Genomic DNA, 15998 nt, shown 5'->3' on the forward strand with positions numbered 1-15998 from the left:
ACAAGAATAGGGCAGGAGAGGCTTGCGCTTCTCAAACGAGATCGCTATACAGCGTTCCCACGGCATTGGGGTGTAGCCAAGCGGTAAGGCAGCGGTTTTTGGTATCGCCATGCGAAGGTTCGAATCCTTCCACCCCAGCCATTTTCCCGAGAATTTCAATAATTCATCCTGATACGCCGGTATTTGCCCGACGTCGCAAAGCCTTATGCCGTCTCTGTTTTCCAGCCGAGGATAGGTGTAGCGTTTACACTTGGGTTAAATCGCAAAAGTCTCAGTTTGCGTTTTTTGCGCATGGAGTTTGGAAGTGGCTGGCTAGCCGAGAGAACGAATTACGGCACGCTGTTCTTCAAAGTCGCTTGGTAACGTCTGGCGCAAGAGCCAGTCCGATGTCAGGGCGACCGGTTGTTTGCCCTCGAAAATGTCACGGACGATATCCGGAGCCAGGAACGCCAGCGTAATCATGCGTTGGACTGTATTGGCCGACACAGCATCGCTTGTAGCAATCTCGGTAAAGCTTTTCCCGTCTTGAACAGCCTGATACCAACGATTGGCTGACCTGATGTTCTTGATGAGCGTTTTGTCTTTCGCGGTGGATGTGTCTTTAGGCTTACCGGAACTTGCGCCAATAATGAGCTTTCCCTCCACACCGCGTTTGCGGCGGGTGAACGGGAGCGTGGTCCGTAGCGCAGATGGATTGATTTTTGCGGGAGGAACATTGATCTGCCGGGCCAAGGCTTCGCACTCAAGTTCAAGCGATAGGCATCCCGGTTCCAATGTGCAGCGTTTGACATGGTCAAGTGTTTCGTTGTCAGGTTTGCCGCACATTCCGGCCAGTTGCCTGTCGACCAAGTCTATAGTCGAGACGTCAGAAACTGGTTTGTCGAGCAGCCCAATCGCACCTTTGGTGTTGAGATGTTGGTGTATGGCCGCTGACAGTTTGGCTTCTAGGTCAGGGGCCGCCAATCGCCAACCGTCTGTTCCGGCAGTCTGGTTTGAGCTATTGTCCCGGCACTTTGGAGACGGCTTGATCCGGTCCTGAGACACATAATACCGATACCGTCTGCCTTCCTTCTTGGCGTGGCTTGGCACAAGCTTCTTGCCCGCCTCATCAAACAGCTTACCCATCAATGGGGAAGGGGCTGTTACTCGTGTCCCCTTGCCACGTTCATAAGCCGCGTTGCCTGCAAGGAGCAGCTGGACTTTCTCCCAGGTTTCTTGGTTAATAATAGCTGGATGCAGACCCTGGTAGATCTGGTTCTTATGGCGGATCTGGCCGCAGTAAATTGGGTTGGTGAGAACGGCATGGAGATGCGACACATCAAACGGTTTGCCTCCAAACATCTTGCCTGATTTCGTTGTTCGTTTTCGTGTGGCAAGACCGTGTACATCAGCTTGGTCTTTCACCGCAGCAACGGTGCCCAATTCCAGATACAGCTCAAACAGTTTGGCAACGGTCTTTGCCTCTTCAGGGTCAATCTCTAGCGTTCTTCCGTTTGCCCGGTAGCCCAAAGGCACCAGACCGCCCATCCACATGCCTTTTTTCTTGGAGGCGGCAATCTTGTCCCGGATCCGCTCTGCTGTGACTTCCCGTTCGAACTGGGCGAAGGACAGAAGGACATTCAGGGTCAATCGTCCCATGCTGGTGGCGGTGTTGAAGCTTTGCGTGACAGAGACAAAGGACGTGTTCTGTTTGTCCAGCCGGTCGACCAGTTTGGCAAAGTCGGTGAGCGACCGCGTCAACCGGTCGATCTTGTAGACAACGATCTGATCGACCAAACCCTCATCGACATCCTGAAGAAGCCGCTGCAAGGCAGGGCGGTTCATGGTGCCGCCGGACAACCCGCCATCATCATAGTGCTTGTCCAACAGCACCCAACCTTCCTGTTTTTGACTGCTGATGTAAGCGCTACAAGCCTCCCGCTGTGCATCCAGCGAGTTGAAGTCCTGATCCAGACCCTCTTCAGAGGATTTTCGCGTATAGATGGCGCAGCGGACCTTCTTCATGGTCTGTTGGTTTCCCTGCCTGTTCCAGCACGGTCCCTTCGAGCTGTTTTCCGACTCTTCAACCCAAAGAACCTTGGTCCCGACCAGTTTGTTCCAGTGATCTTTTTGGCGATTGAGGAAAGGGATCGATAGGACTTGCCATCCATGACAAAACCAGTGTCCAGCACTTCGACCTGGTAGGTCCTGCCATTCCATTGGCGGACAAGGTGGCTGCCCTCAGACAGGCACAAGCCGGAGGACCTGATGTTCAATCCAGACTTAAAATCCCTTTGAAGTATCTTTGAAAGCCTTTTAAGGGCCGGATTGCTGGCGCATTGGCTTTCGAATGAGAGAGCGCGGCGCATAAATACGGTTGAGATATTTCTGGGGGGACAACTGCCAAACTGCAGGACCCAGTCGCGGACAACGTCTTCCCGGTTTTTCAACTTATGTTTCCCTGGAGTTGTCTCAGTCTCAACGTCAGTTCCCTTGGGATATACCCGGCGCTCCGCGCTGTGCTTGCCCATGGTCACCCTCATCCTCCTACCTTTGTTTTAGTTTGCGGCGCTGTCTGTCTTCTGCAGCGATAGATGGTTTCTCCGGTGGAGGAGGACGCCAGGGTTTCGATTTCATATCCAGTGGCCCGAAGTCTGCTGATGGCAGCGCGAACGCTCGGGACCTTCCAGCCCAGCCTTTGGGCCAGAACCGAGCACCTGATGCCGTTTGGCATATCAATCAGATCCAGGATCTCAAGGTGTTTGGCCGAACAGGAATGAGAGGCCGTGGATGGAGGGGGTGAGGATCCTCTGTAGCCAATGGATGTCGAATTTCGCGCACGGACATCAGAGCCAACAACAACTTCCGGACCCGGTTGAGGCCGCGGGACGATGTGTAGTTTTGATCCGGAAATCGCCGTTTTGCGGATTTTGGGTAGGGTTAGCCAATCAGGAACAAAGTTCATTCCAGCCTCCGTTCAGTAGAAAAGTCAGAATCCACTGGTCAAGTGGTTCCACTGAGCGAGGCGGGCAGGATCTGAAATGATGTTGGCGCCCCGAGAGCCGGAAATACTCCCGGAAATGAAATCTGAAAGCGAATTCATCTCGCGCCACACATAAAGCGGAGGCATCCGATACATGGGCGCCGACCAAACCCATAGCTTCCTTAAGCGAAGAACTGCAAGTCGTTTATGGGCGGGAGCGAAGAACTGCAAGTCGTTTATTGGCGGGAACCAGCCATTCGCTGCGGTGTGAACGAATGTCCGCAATGGAGCTTTCGGAAGTTTCATTGGGAGTGGACGCAATAGCGATTGCATATGACAGAATGCTCCTGGAAAACAGTGGAGTTGCCTGTTTCATTTATCGATCAGCCTATTAGTATGACCTAACTGGCGTTTTGGTGGGGAGAACCATTCCGGCACTTCGAGTTGACGCATGTCATATGCTGGTCAGCATTTTGATGCATCAAAACACCTGACCCAACACCATTTTGATGCATTTAGGCTTGATCTTGAACTCAAAGCGGGTGTCCAGCGTTGGTTCGCCGTCAAGATTCATCGGCAGAGGTTGTTTTGTTTCGATGACACATTCGTTCAACTGCCGATAGTGGAGAACCTTGTTGGCTTCATTGAACGGGTCGGCCAATTCATCGACCAATGTGTCTAGATCACCGTCTTTCGGTGTTGTAACAACCGCGAGGTCCAAAAGACCATCAATTAAGCTCGCTTTCGGTGCTACATCGAATCCACCTCCTGCGAAGCGGCTATTTCCAATGGAAACAAGAAGAATCTTTCCTTCTTCATCACCATCGGAAGTGACAACCTTTGCTTCATATGGAGTCAATTCCGATGCTTTGACCAGTCCCATAAGTGAGTAAGCCGCTCCGCCGAGCATACGTTTTAAGTCAGAAGGGGTCGTCGATGTGATTTCTGCACCGATACCACCGCTGGCTACGTTCACGAAGTGTCTACCGTTGACAATGCCAACGTCGATTGCTTGCGCTGACCCTGAGCACGCCAAGCGCAGAGCACCGACTGGATCACCGACCGGAATGTCAGTACCGCGGGCAAAATCATTTGCGGTTCCAAGAGGCAGCAACGAAAGCTCGATTTCATCCTGTGCTTTTCGATCAACAATCAAATTGATCACCGTGTTGACGGTGCCATCACCACCGGCCGCGATGACACGGCGTGTACCAGTTGAGAGCGCGTGATCGAAGATCCTGATGATATCATCAAATTCCCAGGGAATTCTGACTGCGATGTCATGACCCTCAGCGCGTATCTGTCTAACCGCGCTGTCAATGTCGTCTCTCATGCAGTGTTTCTTATTGAGAATGAGAACTGTGTCTGACAATTTGAAAATACCTTTCTGATTAGCTCGATTTGTATCTACAAACGTTTTCAGGAACTGTGAGGGCCTACGACGAGGTCTATTCAAGCATAGTCAGACAAGCGCTTGCGGTAGCACTGCTATGAAAATACCAAGGCCTTAACCGGCAAAAGAATGGCTTGTACCCGGACAACGATCGCATTTGCGATGCCCATTCCATCAACAATCCTCGCCACAACCGCCGAAATACCTGATATTGCTCCTGTTTCAATTTTCTCCGCCCGATTGGAATAGGCAACACCTGCGCAAGCACTGCCCAATGGCACCCCCTCCAAATGTTTTGGAAAAACCGGCTTGAGAAGTGCGGTCACTGTTCCAGGCCGTGCTCGATCCTGTTGGTCCAATAGTGCGTCGCCGGGCCTGAATTGCCCCGCAGCAATGGCTTCCTGCACTTCGTCAATGACCATGGGAATCACATTTAGTGGTTTCGACGCGCAAGTGATTTCCACGAGCATGCCTGGCTTCAGGACATTGGCTGATATCTGCCGAAAGGCTGCCACGAGCCGCCCCTTCCCAGATACTTCGGGAACCAGGATGCCGGCTGGTCGCAAGATCGGATTGACGATGTCACCCGGTTTCAGCAGGAATTGCGTCATTGTTCCGTCCACCTGCGCAATCACGGTAGACTTTGCGATCTCGTTTTCCGCTTCCCTAAGAACTGCACGCGCGCTTTCTCGTTGCGCGGGTAATACGCTCGACTGCCGAAGTCTCGCGCCTGTGAGCGTCGCCAGGGCAACTTCTTTCTGGCTCTGCGCTCGGGAAACTTTCGTTTTAAGCTGCGTCAGTTCTTGCTCACTCACAACGTTTCGATTCCGCTCAGCAACCAACATTCGCCGTTCTAAATCATCTTCTGCCTGCCTTAGATCAACCTCAGCAGCCTCAAATTGGGCAGCGGCACCCGCGATTTCGGTTCCAACCAGACCGAGTGCGGCTTCAATTTCGTCCAATCGCCGAAGCAGCGTATTAGCAGCAGCTTCTTGGCGAGTTTTGTCGAGGCTGAATATCGGATCGCCCGCCTTTACTTTCGCATTATTGCGAACAAAGACTTTGTCCACACGCCCACCACGTTCTGACAGCACTGTGAGCGTCCTAAAGGTGACAGAAATATTGCTGGTAGTGGGATGGTAGAAGAAAATTATCGTAATCAGGCTGATCGCCAGAATGGTACAAGCCGTCAGTCCCCACCGCAGTTCGTACCAGACATTAAAAAGCGTTATTTCGTGACCCCATCTTTTTTTCTGGACATAACGCCTGTAGAGAAAATCCGGGACAACAGTGAAAAGTGCTGAAAGCATGAGCTCAAGCATTGTCTTTTCCCTCTGTTGCCGTTGAGGGTTTCAACGGGAAAATCTCGTGCAAGGGGACAACAGCAATCAGTATTGCTGCGATCCAAAACGCATTGTTCAAGGTGAACAGCGAAATCAGCCCAAGGATCCCAACCAACTGCATTTGCACTTTGTGTGTGCCCGCAGCCATTTTCTCGGGAATTGCTTGAATGGTCAGGTAAAGCGCACCAAACGCCATCAGCGCAAACAGTAGGAAACCACCTACGCCGACGAGCAACAAGTCGGTTTTGCCCGGAGCCGTCACCCAAAACTGAAGCCGTTCCAATGCGTCTTGTGAAATAGTAGTCTCCACGTATGCCTCCGGATTTAGGGGCTTTAAATTTAAGGTTGGCACCATAAGCAAATGGTCAACACCGACTGTCCTACCCACCGCATGATGAAATACGGGTTCTCTGTACCTAGTCGTCCCCCTGCTCCTGGCGCAGATTACTGTTTTGTCGCAGTGCAGGAAAAAAGTGTTCGGCCGCGTCTACAAGTAGCCAAACCGTGATGACGGCCAAAGTGGCAATAAGAGCAACGCCTGGGTGACCAAGACCTATCGCACAGCCGACCGCCGCAAGCGACCAGATCAGAGTCGCGGTCGTTATTCCTGAAACATGCCCCCTACCGCGAAAGATAACTCCAGCCCCCAGGAAGCCTACTCCTGTCACGATAGCTGCAACAACGCGTGCGATGTCTCCATTTTGCGTCGCAAGTTCACTAGCCATGGTTACAAAAAAAGACGTGGTTAACACGACGAGGATACAAACCCGAAGCCCGATGGTTTTCCCAAGCAACTGGCGCTCCAAACCGATTATGCTACCGCACAAAATGGCCGCTCCAAACCGCCAAAGATACACTGCAAAAATCTCGTGTGAGAAGTCCATGGGCAACAATGCTTTCGACAGCCTTTAGGGATCAAGTGTCCAGAATTCCGATTTCAAACCGGGAACTTTAGAGCCAATAACTAGCCCGCGTTTAATAGTGTTGCCCAATTTCAGAGCCATGGATTCACGTAGTTCACGTAACTCTCCATCCTGATCATCACTTTCCGAATAATATGGGTCATTGTAGCGCTCCCCGTATAAACCGCCGCCGTACCGGCCGCTCCAGAGGCCAGGGATTGAACGATGTCTTTGTCTTTCAATTCCACGCGCACCCAGAAGGGTTCCGCAATAATGTTTTGGGCCGGGATAACTGTGCCACCTGGGATGATTTGCGATCCAGCTGTCGCCCTTACGACGGCCTCGACACGACCGCTAAACACTATTCCAGGCCTAGTCTTGAGTGTCACTTCAACAGGTTGCCCTACTTTAAGGTGACGCTTGTAGATCTGTTGAATCTGTAGAGCAAAAGCCCGTTCCGACGTGTCGATGAAGGTCATTGCAGGCTGAAGTGGGAAAGTCAGCACTCGCTGGCCAGGGCGCAAGCCGATTGTCGTCGCAAATCCATCCGAAGGAGCGCGGACGTTCGTTTGCTCCAAATTCCACTCGGCTGCTTGCAGCTCCGCTGATAGTTGAGCGACCCTCGATACCGCTTCTTCGACCTGAAAAAGTGTGCCTGTATTGCGCTCAGCCAATGTTGAAAATTGTTCGAGCCGCAGTTTTTGAAAATCCAGTTGCGCTTGTTTAGCCCTGACCGCCGCAGCGAAGGGAGTCGGATCAATTGTGAACAGAACGTCTCCTTTCTTCACCGGTGTATTTGGTTTCACGGAAACATCCAATACTGGTCCTGCCACATTGGGTATTATCTGAATAGTATGTGCAGCAAGACGTACCGAGCCAGAGGGAGCGCCCCATTGCATCGGAATAAAAAGAAAAAATAACAAAATCAGTGCCCAGACGAGCGTCGTAAGCCATGTTCCCATCGTGTTTGGGAGTACCTTTCGCCATACAAGAATCGCGAGAACTACAACGTAACAAAGTGTGAAGAAGACGATCACAGGCGCATTTCCTTCTTACTTGCCACTGAAGTTTCAAGTTCATTTAACCGGTGAAAGAGTGTAACAAAATCGGCATCGTTGAGCGGCTGTCTACTCAAGCTGACCGGCTTCAAAAATGCCCAAATAAGCACAACCGGCCAAAAAACTCCGCCAAATATCAGACCTATCCAACCGCCTATGGTAATCGCCTCGGCTTGTGGGTGGTCGCGAGATTTGGCAATTCTACCCGGCAACATCGCTAAGAAAACCAACGCTGCAATTCCTGCTAGTAGCAGGACTGCCAGAACAAATAGTGAAAATAACTCTATGCCGGCCATTGAACGCTCCTACTATTGCGATTGCGAATTTGAAAAGCTTATTGCTTTGAACGCCTGAAGTTTCGAAACTCATTTCAAGTCAACTTTTTTACTAATCTGCCCCGATAGACCGAATTCGGCTACGTAATTTCCGACAGTTAGTTCTGAAGTTTTGTTGGGTTGTCAAACTGATCGCAATTTCTCCCTTCAAGGAAAAACCAGCTATCTGATATTAAGTGCGGTGCAGAGCCGAGGTTTATGAAAAAGCGGCGGATCAGACGCAAAATTGGAACTGCAACTATCAAAAAAATTCCAAGAAGTTTAAAATTCCGGTTTTTGTCGGAAATTACGTAGAACTCGATCAAGTTACGGGCAATTACTCGTGTGAAGGATTTTTCGAAATCCATTTTTGTCGACGACTTCGACAATTGTATTCCGTTTGGACACTTAGCGAAGGACTGGAATTGATGTTTAGCGGGAAGATATTGGCATTCAAGACTGCAACAACCTTGATAGCAGCAACAACATCCGTTTTCGCAGGCGATTTCGGTGACATGGAGGTCAAGGCAGTCAATGAAGACACGTTTATTCGCGCTGAAGTGGATGCACGCATCCTTGCGTTTCAGCAGGCGGGAGGCATGAACCGCGGTGTGTTTTATGCAGTTCCTACGCCAACCGACCGCCAGGTCGTTCCGCGCATGAACCGTGACACTCTTTATTCCGGTATCCCGGTAGATACCAGCGAAGGCTTCACCGTCACCTTGCCGCAAGTGCCAGACGGACGTTATGCGTCGATCTATATCCTCGACCAAGACCATTTCACTGTCGATATCCTGTCGGTTCCGGGCACCTATCATTTTGGTCCTCAAGATACGCGTTGGGTCTCCGTCATTCCGCGCATTCAGGTTCGTGATCCCAACGACAAGGACGACATCAAGATTGCGCGGAATATCCTGCGCCAGGTGAACGTAGTTTCCGGTAGTCATGAGCCGCTCGACGTAACCTGGGACTGGGCGAAAATGCTGGAAATGCGCGCTGAATACGAAGCAAAGGCTCGCGACTTCAGGCAATATCCTCCAACCTGGCAGGACACACGAGAGTCCGAGGCCACCACACCCGAACACCACCGGATCGCTGTTGCCAGTTCCTGGGGCCTGTTCCCGGATTATGAAACCGTCTACATCCTGCAACCCAGCCCCGAAGGCGCGAACGCCAGCGAGGTTTGCTACACTGCGACATACGATGTGCCGGAACACCGTCACTTCTGGTCGATCACCATGTACAACTCCGAAGGTTACATGTTCAGCGACGATCGGGCCGTTTTGAACGATGGTACGACAAAGATGAATGCCGACGGGACCTTCACCGCCCATTATGGTTCGGCTGAAGCTTGCGGTAACGTGCCCAACCGTCTCGACACCGTCGACAATTTCTCGGTCCTGATGCGCGTCTATGGCCCGACACCGAGTGTTAGCGCCGGGGAATATGTCCTGCCCGATATGACGATCACGAACTAATCAGTTCAAGCCTGCGGCCATTGTCATGTTGGCCGCAGGTCCTCAGAACAGTTTTCGATTGCCGCTAGGTGGCATGAAATAGCGAATTCAAATGTGGCGAGCATGAAAGCACAATTTCTCAAATCCGCAATTGCGGCATCATTAATGGTGTTTCCTATGACATCTCAGGCAAAAGAGCCGAAATTCGCAGCGGATGTCCCCACATCCGTAATGACGCCTGATATCGTCGAAACACGGGCTCTTGGTACGTTGAACTTTGACGACGGCGCACCAAGCCCCGAAACGGTTGAGAAGGTCTTTGACAATCTCGATTTCTACCGGGGCGTAGAGACATTTCTGACCGGTATTCCTGCTGCTTCCATGTATGGCTACCTCGAAGGTATGAAACAGGCCGGAATGGACACGTACAGCCTCGGTGTTCATGAAGGCATGTTCGATGCCCGCTCACTTTGGCTGACACCAAACACAACGACGCTTTACGGCATTGCGGAAATCAACGTTAAGGATGGTCCAACCGTTATGGAAGTGCCCGCAGGGGTGCTTGGCCCGGTGATGGATGCCTATTTCCGCTTCGTCGCGGATGTTGGCTTCACTGGTCCGGATAAAGGTCAAGGCGGCAAGTATCTCTTCGTCCACGATTCCTATAAAGGTGACCTGCCGGACGAGGGCTATTTCATTGTCCGCACCCCATCATATCGCAATGGGTTATTGATGCGTGCCTTTGTGATCGATGAGGACATCCCGCTGACCGTCGATCATGTCAAGAAGAGCTGGCGCCTCTACCCTCTCGCTCAGGCTGACAACCCGCCTGCGCCGGATTTCGTGAACCTCGCGGGCGTGCAGTACAATACGATCCACGCCAATGACTTCGAGTTCTACGAAGAACTGAACGCCACCGTCCAATATGAACCGGCGAGTGCCTTTACCCGTGACAATACCGCGCTCTGGGCCTCGATCGGCATTGAAAAAGACAAATCTTTCGACCCAGATCCGCGAATGAAAAAAATCCTGGTCGATTCCGCGGCTGTAGGCAACGCTACGGCTCGTGCGGTCAGCTACACCCCTCGCGATCGTGAGCTCTTTTTCTGGGACGATCGTCAGTGGTTCTCACCCTATGCGCCGGAAAGCTACCTGTTTGAAAATAAGGCAGGAACGCTTGTTCCGGATTGGCGGACCTTCTTCCACTACATGGCAATCGGCGTCACCCCGGCAATGGCGCAATCGGCCGTCGGAACGGGTTCGACATATGCTTTTACAGCTCAGGATGAAAACGGCGAATATCTGTCAGGTGACAAGGTCTATACGGTCACCATGCCCGCGCCAATTCCCGCCAAGGATTTCTGGTCATTCACGGTCTATTCAAACCAACACCGAAGCCTACTGGAAACTGACCAGATTGAAGCGGGGATAGACAACTTCAGGGAAGGTTTGCAGCCGAATGATGATGGTTCCTACACCATCTGGTTCTCATCGACACCTCCTGAAGGAAAGGAGAGCAATTGGGTCCAGACCATGCCTGGAAAAACCTTCAGCTCAATCGTCCGCCTTTACGGTCCACTGGAGCCCTGGTTCGACAGGTCCTGGAAGCCAAGCGACTTCACAGTTGTAGAATAAGTTTTTTGCCAAATGATCGCCGGAAGGCAAAGCTTGCGCCTCTCTTGTGTGCAAAAACTATGTGCCGGTGATCGCCTGAAATGGTGACGGTGGGAAGCTGAGGGACAGGCCAGATATCCATGAAAAACGTGTTCGTCACACTCGCTTTCGCGACAACTCTTGCTGTTTGCGGAACCAGCACGATGGCGCAGGATAAGCCGAAGCTGATCCTTCAAATCACCGTGGATCAGCTCAGAGGTGATCTTCCCGGACGATATTATGACCGGTTGGGTGAAGGCGGCTTCAAGTATCTCCTTGATCAAGGTGTTCACTATATTGATGCCCACCATGGCCACGCTAACCTGGAAACTATCGTTGGCCATGCAACGCTCGCAACTGGTGCCCATCCCTCTGTACACGGCATGGTCGGCAATCTGTGGTTCGATCGGGAAAAAGGCCATGTCGTCTACAACATAGAAGACCCTGATTATCCTCTGTTATCTGAAGGGGCAGGAATAAACAGCGAGACCGAGTTGGATGGTACCCAGGCTGCGGCAACGAGCGATGGACGCTCGCCGCGCGCCCTTATGGCGACAACATTTGCCGATGAACTGTCCTCATACTCGGCTGGAAAGGCTAAGGTATTTGGGGTTTCAGTCAAGGATCGCGGAGCAGTTCCACTGGCAGGCCGAGCCGGAAAAGCATTCTGGTTTTCAAAAGGGACGGCCCAATTCGTAACGTCCGATTATTACTATCGGGAATATCCGGAGTGGGTGAAAGAGTGGAATATAAAAAACGAACCCTTTATCTACACCGGAAAGGCCTGGACGCTCTTACATCCTCGGGAAACATATCTTTTTGCAGATCGCGACGACCAGCCATGGGAAACGGATGTTGCTGGGTACGGGCGCACATTCCCGCACGAATTTGGTTGGTTCGAAGATCCGTACTACACGACTTTCTTGACCATCAGCCCGGTCGGAGACAGGCTCACAACCGATTTCGCCAAGGCGTTGATTGATGCCGAAGGGCTCGGTCAGGATGACATTACGGACTTCCTGTCCGTCAGTTATTCTGCGATGGACTACATTGGCCATGTGTTTGGCCCCTCCAGCCTCGAGAGCGAGGACGGATTGTTGCAGCTTGATCGAACGCTTGCAGACCTCCTTGCCTATGTGGATCAAATAATCGGCCTGAACAACACACTGGTCGTCTTGTCTGCCGATCACGGGGCCCCTGAAGCGCCGGGATATTTGGAAAGCATTGGTTCAGAATCCGGTATAATCCGGGTCGATACTTGGGACACTGAACCTGCGATCTCCCGATTGAAAGAAACGTTCGGGATAGATGGTCCATTGATCGGCTCCTATAGCCATCCATACCTATACCTTGCAAATGATCTACTGAGCGATCCATCGATCGATCTGGATGCTCTGGAAACAGCAGTGGCCAATGAAGTTGCAGCTTTTGACGGCATAGCAATGGCTGTAACGGCAAAAGATGTTGAACGCGGAACTTTGCCTGATACCTTGCCCGCAAGGGCCGTTCGCAACAACCATCACCCGTTGCGTTCAGGCAATATCATGCTGGTGAACGATCCAGGCTACTTCATCGCAGATCTGGATGGACTGACGATTACAGTTACCCATGGCACGCCTTGGAATTATGATACGTTCGTGCCAATAGTTTTCGCCGGGTTCGGACTGGAGCCACAAAAGGTCACGAGGCGTATTCAGACAATTGACATCGCAAAGACCTTGGCTGCTGTTGCCGGAACCGTTCCGCCTTCCGGCGCAAGTGGTGATGTCTTGCCCGAAGTTTTGGAGAACTCACGTTGATTGAATGCCTGCGTAACAAAATGCGGGCATCAATAACGGGATAGCTATAGCTTAACGTCTGTACTTGCTATTAAGATCAAGTTTGGTTCAGACTGTCCTTCCCGGTAAGCGTGCCCTGAAATGCAGATTGGCGATTTTTCATCAAAAGATCCGTCTGAACTCGAAATGGCCCTAGCGCCATGGCACCTGTTGGTCGACTGCGACGGTTCCGCGAACCGGTCTTTTGAGTTTGAGTACGCGTCCTTTCCCGGAATGACCTTGTGCCAAGAGACCTACAACAGTGGCATGAGACTGATTGGTATGCCGCCCCAAGATCAACTCATTTTGGCAATTCCAGTTTTCAATCAGGGGAAAGCTAGTTTTTGCGGTCAAACTACTAAATCTGGTCACCTTTATTCGGTGACAGACGACCTATACGAAGCGAAGTATCAGGGTGACCTGGAAATTTTCAGCGTTCAATTGGACCTTTCATTTCAATTTGAGCCATCCCTTGCACTATCAGTAGAAAAACTACTCGCCAAAAGCCGAAGTTTTGCAATTGGTTCCTCGCAGGTAGAGATATCACGTCTATATGGAGCGATACGCGATGTTTTTCGTATTTCGCCGAATGAGGTTTCCAATCACACGCAACATCGGATAGACACAATGCAAGATAGCATTGAACGAGCAATCTCGAGCGCCGTGCTGCCGGGAGATGAAACCACGCTAGCTGGAAAACCGGGAGCACAATCCGCGGCAGTTTCCGCCGCATTGGAATATCTTCGAGCCATAGAAGGTGAATGCATTTCGGTTCGGGACCTATGCAGTTCCGCGGACGTCAATGAGCGTACGCTCGAACGCGGTATCCGCGATCAATTTGACTGTACAGTGATTCAACTTCTTAAGAAGTGGCGACTTCATGCTGCGCGTCGGCGCTTCAGAGCTTCCGGCCCAAATGACACCAGCGTCAGCAAGGTAGCTATGTCCCTCGGTTTCTTTGATCTCGGTCGCTTTGCCGCTGCTTATAGACAGTTGTTTGATGAGTACCCGTCTGCAACATTGGCTGGACCAACCAGGACAATAAGCCCTCATCTCACGGCGCGGCGTTAAACAATCCAACCTCCAGAAATTGCGCGGCCGTAAGTTCGAGATCTCAAAGCGGTCTTTGGATTTCATGTTCTCAGATGGCCGCAATGGGCCGAACTTGCCTCTGAACGAACATGCTTGTTTCTATGCACTGGACGCCTGGGCCGGTTTTAACCGGCCCTTCTGGTTAGATCTCAACGCTCTCTGAGATCGAAAGTGCGTCCTCCAGATCCACGCCGAGATATCGGACAGTGCTGTCCATCTTCGTGTGACCCAGAAGCAGTTGGACGGCCCGCAAGTTGCCTGTCTTTTTATAGATTTGAGCAACCTTGGTCCGGCGCATGGAATGGGTGCCATATGCACTGGGTTCCAATCCAATCGACTTCACCCATCCTTTTAACAGACGCGCATATTGCCGGGTCGAGATATGCGGACGGTCATGAAACCGTCCTGGCCATAGATACTCATGTCCGATCATCATTGGGTGATGGATCCATTGCAGGAGTGATTTCCGAGTCCCGTCACAGATTTCAAACCGGACAGGTGTCCTCGTTTTCCTTTGTACAATCGACACCCGTTCTTTGACTGCGCCCGCAGAGAACACATCCGCGACCTGGAGACTGACCAGGTCGCAGCCTCTCAGCTTGCTATCGATGGCTAGATTGAACAGTGCCAGATCGCGAAGGGCTCCTGCCAACTCCAATCGTACTCGAATAGCCCAAACGTGTTTTGGCAGCAGCGGACGTTTCTGACCTAACAGCCGCCCTTTGTTCCATGTTTTCCGAACCGGAATGATCATGGGTAGATTTGAACACGACATAGCGGTCTCCTTGACCGCTCCGTCCCGCCTCAACGTCCAAGACACTTGAACACCCAAGCATACCGCATGCGTCGGCAGACCGGAAACGGCCCATAGCCGCCATAGACAGTGGTCTCAATCAAGGCAGCTTTGCGCCCCCAAACTGGACGTTCAGCCGATTTGTCTTGTTCTCGAAAGCCGACGCTCACCGCGGCTATGCCGAAGGTCAAATAGGGGGTAGAGAGCTGACGTTTGTTGCGATGCAAGTCAATGTTCGTATTGCGGATTGTCCCACTAAAGCAGAACCTATTCCTTTGCAAACAAGCGGACTATCTTGCTTCACGCTCGAAGTGGGCCCGTGATTTTTGGCCAAACTTGTTTTCGTATTCTTTTCTGGAAAAGATTTTCTAACGCTAATCATCATTCCGGCTAATGCAAGATAAACTCGGCGCATCGAGACCCGAGCATCATTGCCGGGGCATTTGTGTTTCCCGCATTAATGTCTGGAACTGCTGACATGTCGCACACACGCAGCCCGTCTATTCCGCGAACTCGCATTTTTGGATCCAGGACGGCCATTTCATCGTTGTCTGCGCCCATGCGGGCTGTCCCCGCTGGATGGTAATTGGTTTTGACAAATCGTTTGCAATGTTCTCTGAGTGCGGAATCCGAGGTGTCGTCCGGGTTCGGTATAGCAATCTTTTTGAGTTTGGAGGCAAGCGGATCTGCCCGGAATGCTTCCAAAAAGAAGCGCTGACCTGCGATCATTTCTCGCATGTCGGTTTCGTCTTTCAAAAGATTTGGACACACGCTCGGCATGTCTGCCGGATTGGCGGACGATAATCGCACCTCTCCGCGTGACTTTGGTTTGACAACAACCGTCGTTACCGTCACACCGTAATCATCCTTGAGTTCGGTTTTGGCATCCCGATCGAGATATACGATCGGAACGCAGAATGCCTGGATGGTTGGCGCCCCACTGCGATTTCGCGGATTGACAAAAGCGCCGGCCTCTACACCGGCAGAGGTTATTCGGCCACTGCCAAAGACCTTGAATTGCAAGCCATTCCAGAGCATTCGCCATCCTGCGCCTTGGCGATAATACCCCCAGGGTCCATTTGCATAGGCTGTGATAGGCACTTCCGGGTGATCTATCAGATTCTGTCCAACCCCGGGTAGATTCGATTGAACTTCTATACCATTGGACTTCAAGTGATCAGCCTCGCCGACACCTGATAGCATCAAGATTTTCG

Annotated in this window: 14 protein-coding genes and 1 tRNA gene; 5 read left to right on the forward strand and 10 right to left on the reverse strand. The window is 51.7% G+C overall.

Translation table 11 applies throughout. The features are described from left to right. The first annotated feature begins 66 nt into the window (after positions 1-66). Positions 67-141 (forward strand) — tRNA-Gln (locus tag ABJN75_RS22670). Positions 142-312: 171 nt separating this feature from the next. Here the strand turns inward: ABJN75_RS22670 and ABJN75_RS22675 are convergent. The 8 genes from ABJN75_RS22675 to ABJN75_RS22710 form a co-directional block, all read right to left on the reverse strand. Beyond that, a complete protein-coding gene (locus tag ABJN75_RS22675; protein WP_348441899.1) occupies positions 313-2004 on the reverse strand; it encodes a recombinase family protein in 1692 nt (563 codons plus the stop codon). Beyond that, positions 2001-2522: a DUF2924 domain-containing protein gene (locus ABJN75_RS22680; RefSeq protein WP_348441900.1), complete on the reverse strand. Its 522-nt coding sequence runs from the start codon at positions 2520-2522 to the stop codon at positions 2001-2003. Before ABJN75_RS22680 ends, ABJN75_RS22675 begins: the two co-directional genes overlap by 4 nt. Before the next feature lie 921 nt (positions 2523-3443). Further along, the gene (gene yegS, locus ABJN75_RS22685; RefSeq protein WP_348441902.1) at positions 3444-4418 is read right to left on the reverse strand and encodes a lipid kinase YegS; all 975 of its coding nucleotides are present in this window, start codon (positions 4416-4418) and stop codon (positions 3444-3446) included. A 32-nt stretch (positions 4419-4450) separates the two neighbouring features. Next, entirely contained in the window at positions 4451-5677 is a 1227-nt protein-coding gene (locus ABJN75_RS22690) for a biotin/lipoyl-binding protein (RefSeq protein ID WP_348441903.1), read from the reverse strand. Beyond that, complete coding sequence (locus ABJN75_RS22695) at positions 5670-6008, reverse strand: hypothetical protein (RefSeq protein ID WP_348441904.1); 339 nt, start codon at positions 6006-6008, stop codon at positions 5670-5672. Before ABJN75_RS22695 ends, ABJN75_RS22690 begins: the two co-directional genes overlap by 8 nt. A 106-nt stretch (positions 6009-6114) precedes the next feature. Then, positions 6115-6582 carry an MgtC/SapB family protein gene (locus tag ABJN75_RS22700; protein ID WP_348441905.1) on the reverse strand — a complete coding sequence of 156 codons (468 nt, stop codon included), beginning with the start codon at positions 6580-6582 and terminating at the stop codon, positions 6115-6117. A gap of 110 nt (positions 6583-6692) precedes the next feature. Continuing rightward, the gene (locus ABJN75_RS22705) at positions 6693-7637 is read right to left on the reverse strand and encodes an efflux RND transporter periplasmic adaptor subunit (protein ID WP_348441906.1); all 945 of its coding nucleotides are present in this window, start codon (positions 7635-7637) and stop codon (positions 6693-6695) included. Continuing rightward, positions 7634-7954, reverse strand: a complete 321-nt coding sequence (locus ABJN75_RS22710; RefSeq protein ID WP_348441907.1) for a DUF3302 domain-containing protein — start codon at positions 7952-7954, stop codon at positions 7634-7636. Before ABJN75_RS22710 ends, ABJN75_RS22705 begins: the two co-directional genes overlap by 4 nt. 446 nt (positions 7955-8400) lie before the next feature. Here ABJN75_RS22710 and ABJN75_RS22715 point away from each other — a divergent pair, with 446 nt between their 5' ends. The 4 genes from ABJN75_RS22715 to ABJN75_RS22730 all read left to right on the forward strand — a co-directional run bounded on the left by ABJN75_RS22715 (position 8401) and on the right by ABJN75_RS22730 (position 13970). Then, a complete protein-coding gene (locus ABJN75_RS22715) occupies positions 8401-9450 on the forward strand; it encodes a DUF1214 domain-containing protein (protein ID WP_348441908.1) in 1050 nt (349 codons plus the stop codon). Between the two features lie 102 nt (positions 9451-9552). Beyond that, entirely contained in the window at positions 9553-11064 is a 1512-nt protein-coding gene (locus ABJN75_RS22720; protein ID WP_348441909.1) for a DUF1254 domain-containing protein, read from the forward strand. 119 nt (positions 11065-11183) lie between these two features. Further along, the gene (locus ABJN75_RS22725; protein WP_348441910.1) at positions 11184-12881 is read left to right on the forward strand and encodes an alkaline phosphatase family protein; all 1698 of its coding nucleotides are present in this window, start codon (positions 11184-11186) and stop codon (positions 12879-12881) included. A gap of 120 nt (positions 12882-13001) precedes the next feature. Beyond that, positions 13002-13970: a helix-turn-helix transcriptional regulator gene (locus ABJN75_RS22730; protein WP_348441911.1), complete on the forward strand. Its 969-nt coding sequence runs from the start codon at positions 13002-13004 to the stop codon at positions 13968-13970. Between the two features lie 163 nt (positions 13971-14133). Here ABJN75_RS22730 and ABJN75_RS22735 read toward each other — a convergent pair whose 3' ends face one another. Further along, complete coding sequence (locus tag ABJN75_RS22735; RefSeq protein ID WP_348441912.1) at positions 14134-14745, reverse strand: tyrosine-type recombinase/integrase; 612 nt, start codon at positions 14743-14745, stop codon at positions 14134-14136. A gap of 429 nt (positions 14746-15174) precedes the next feature. Then, on the reverse strand, positions 15175-15998 hold an 824-nt coding region (locus ABJN75_RS22740; RefSeq protein ID WP_348441913.1), incomplete at its 5' end, for a GMC oxidoreductase.

It is taken from the genome of Hoeflea sp., from assembly GCF_039975035.1.
In the GTDB taxonomy this organism is placed as follows: domain Bacteria; phylum Pseudomonadota; class Alphaproteobacteria; order Rhizobiales; family Rhizobiaceae; genus Hoeflea.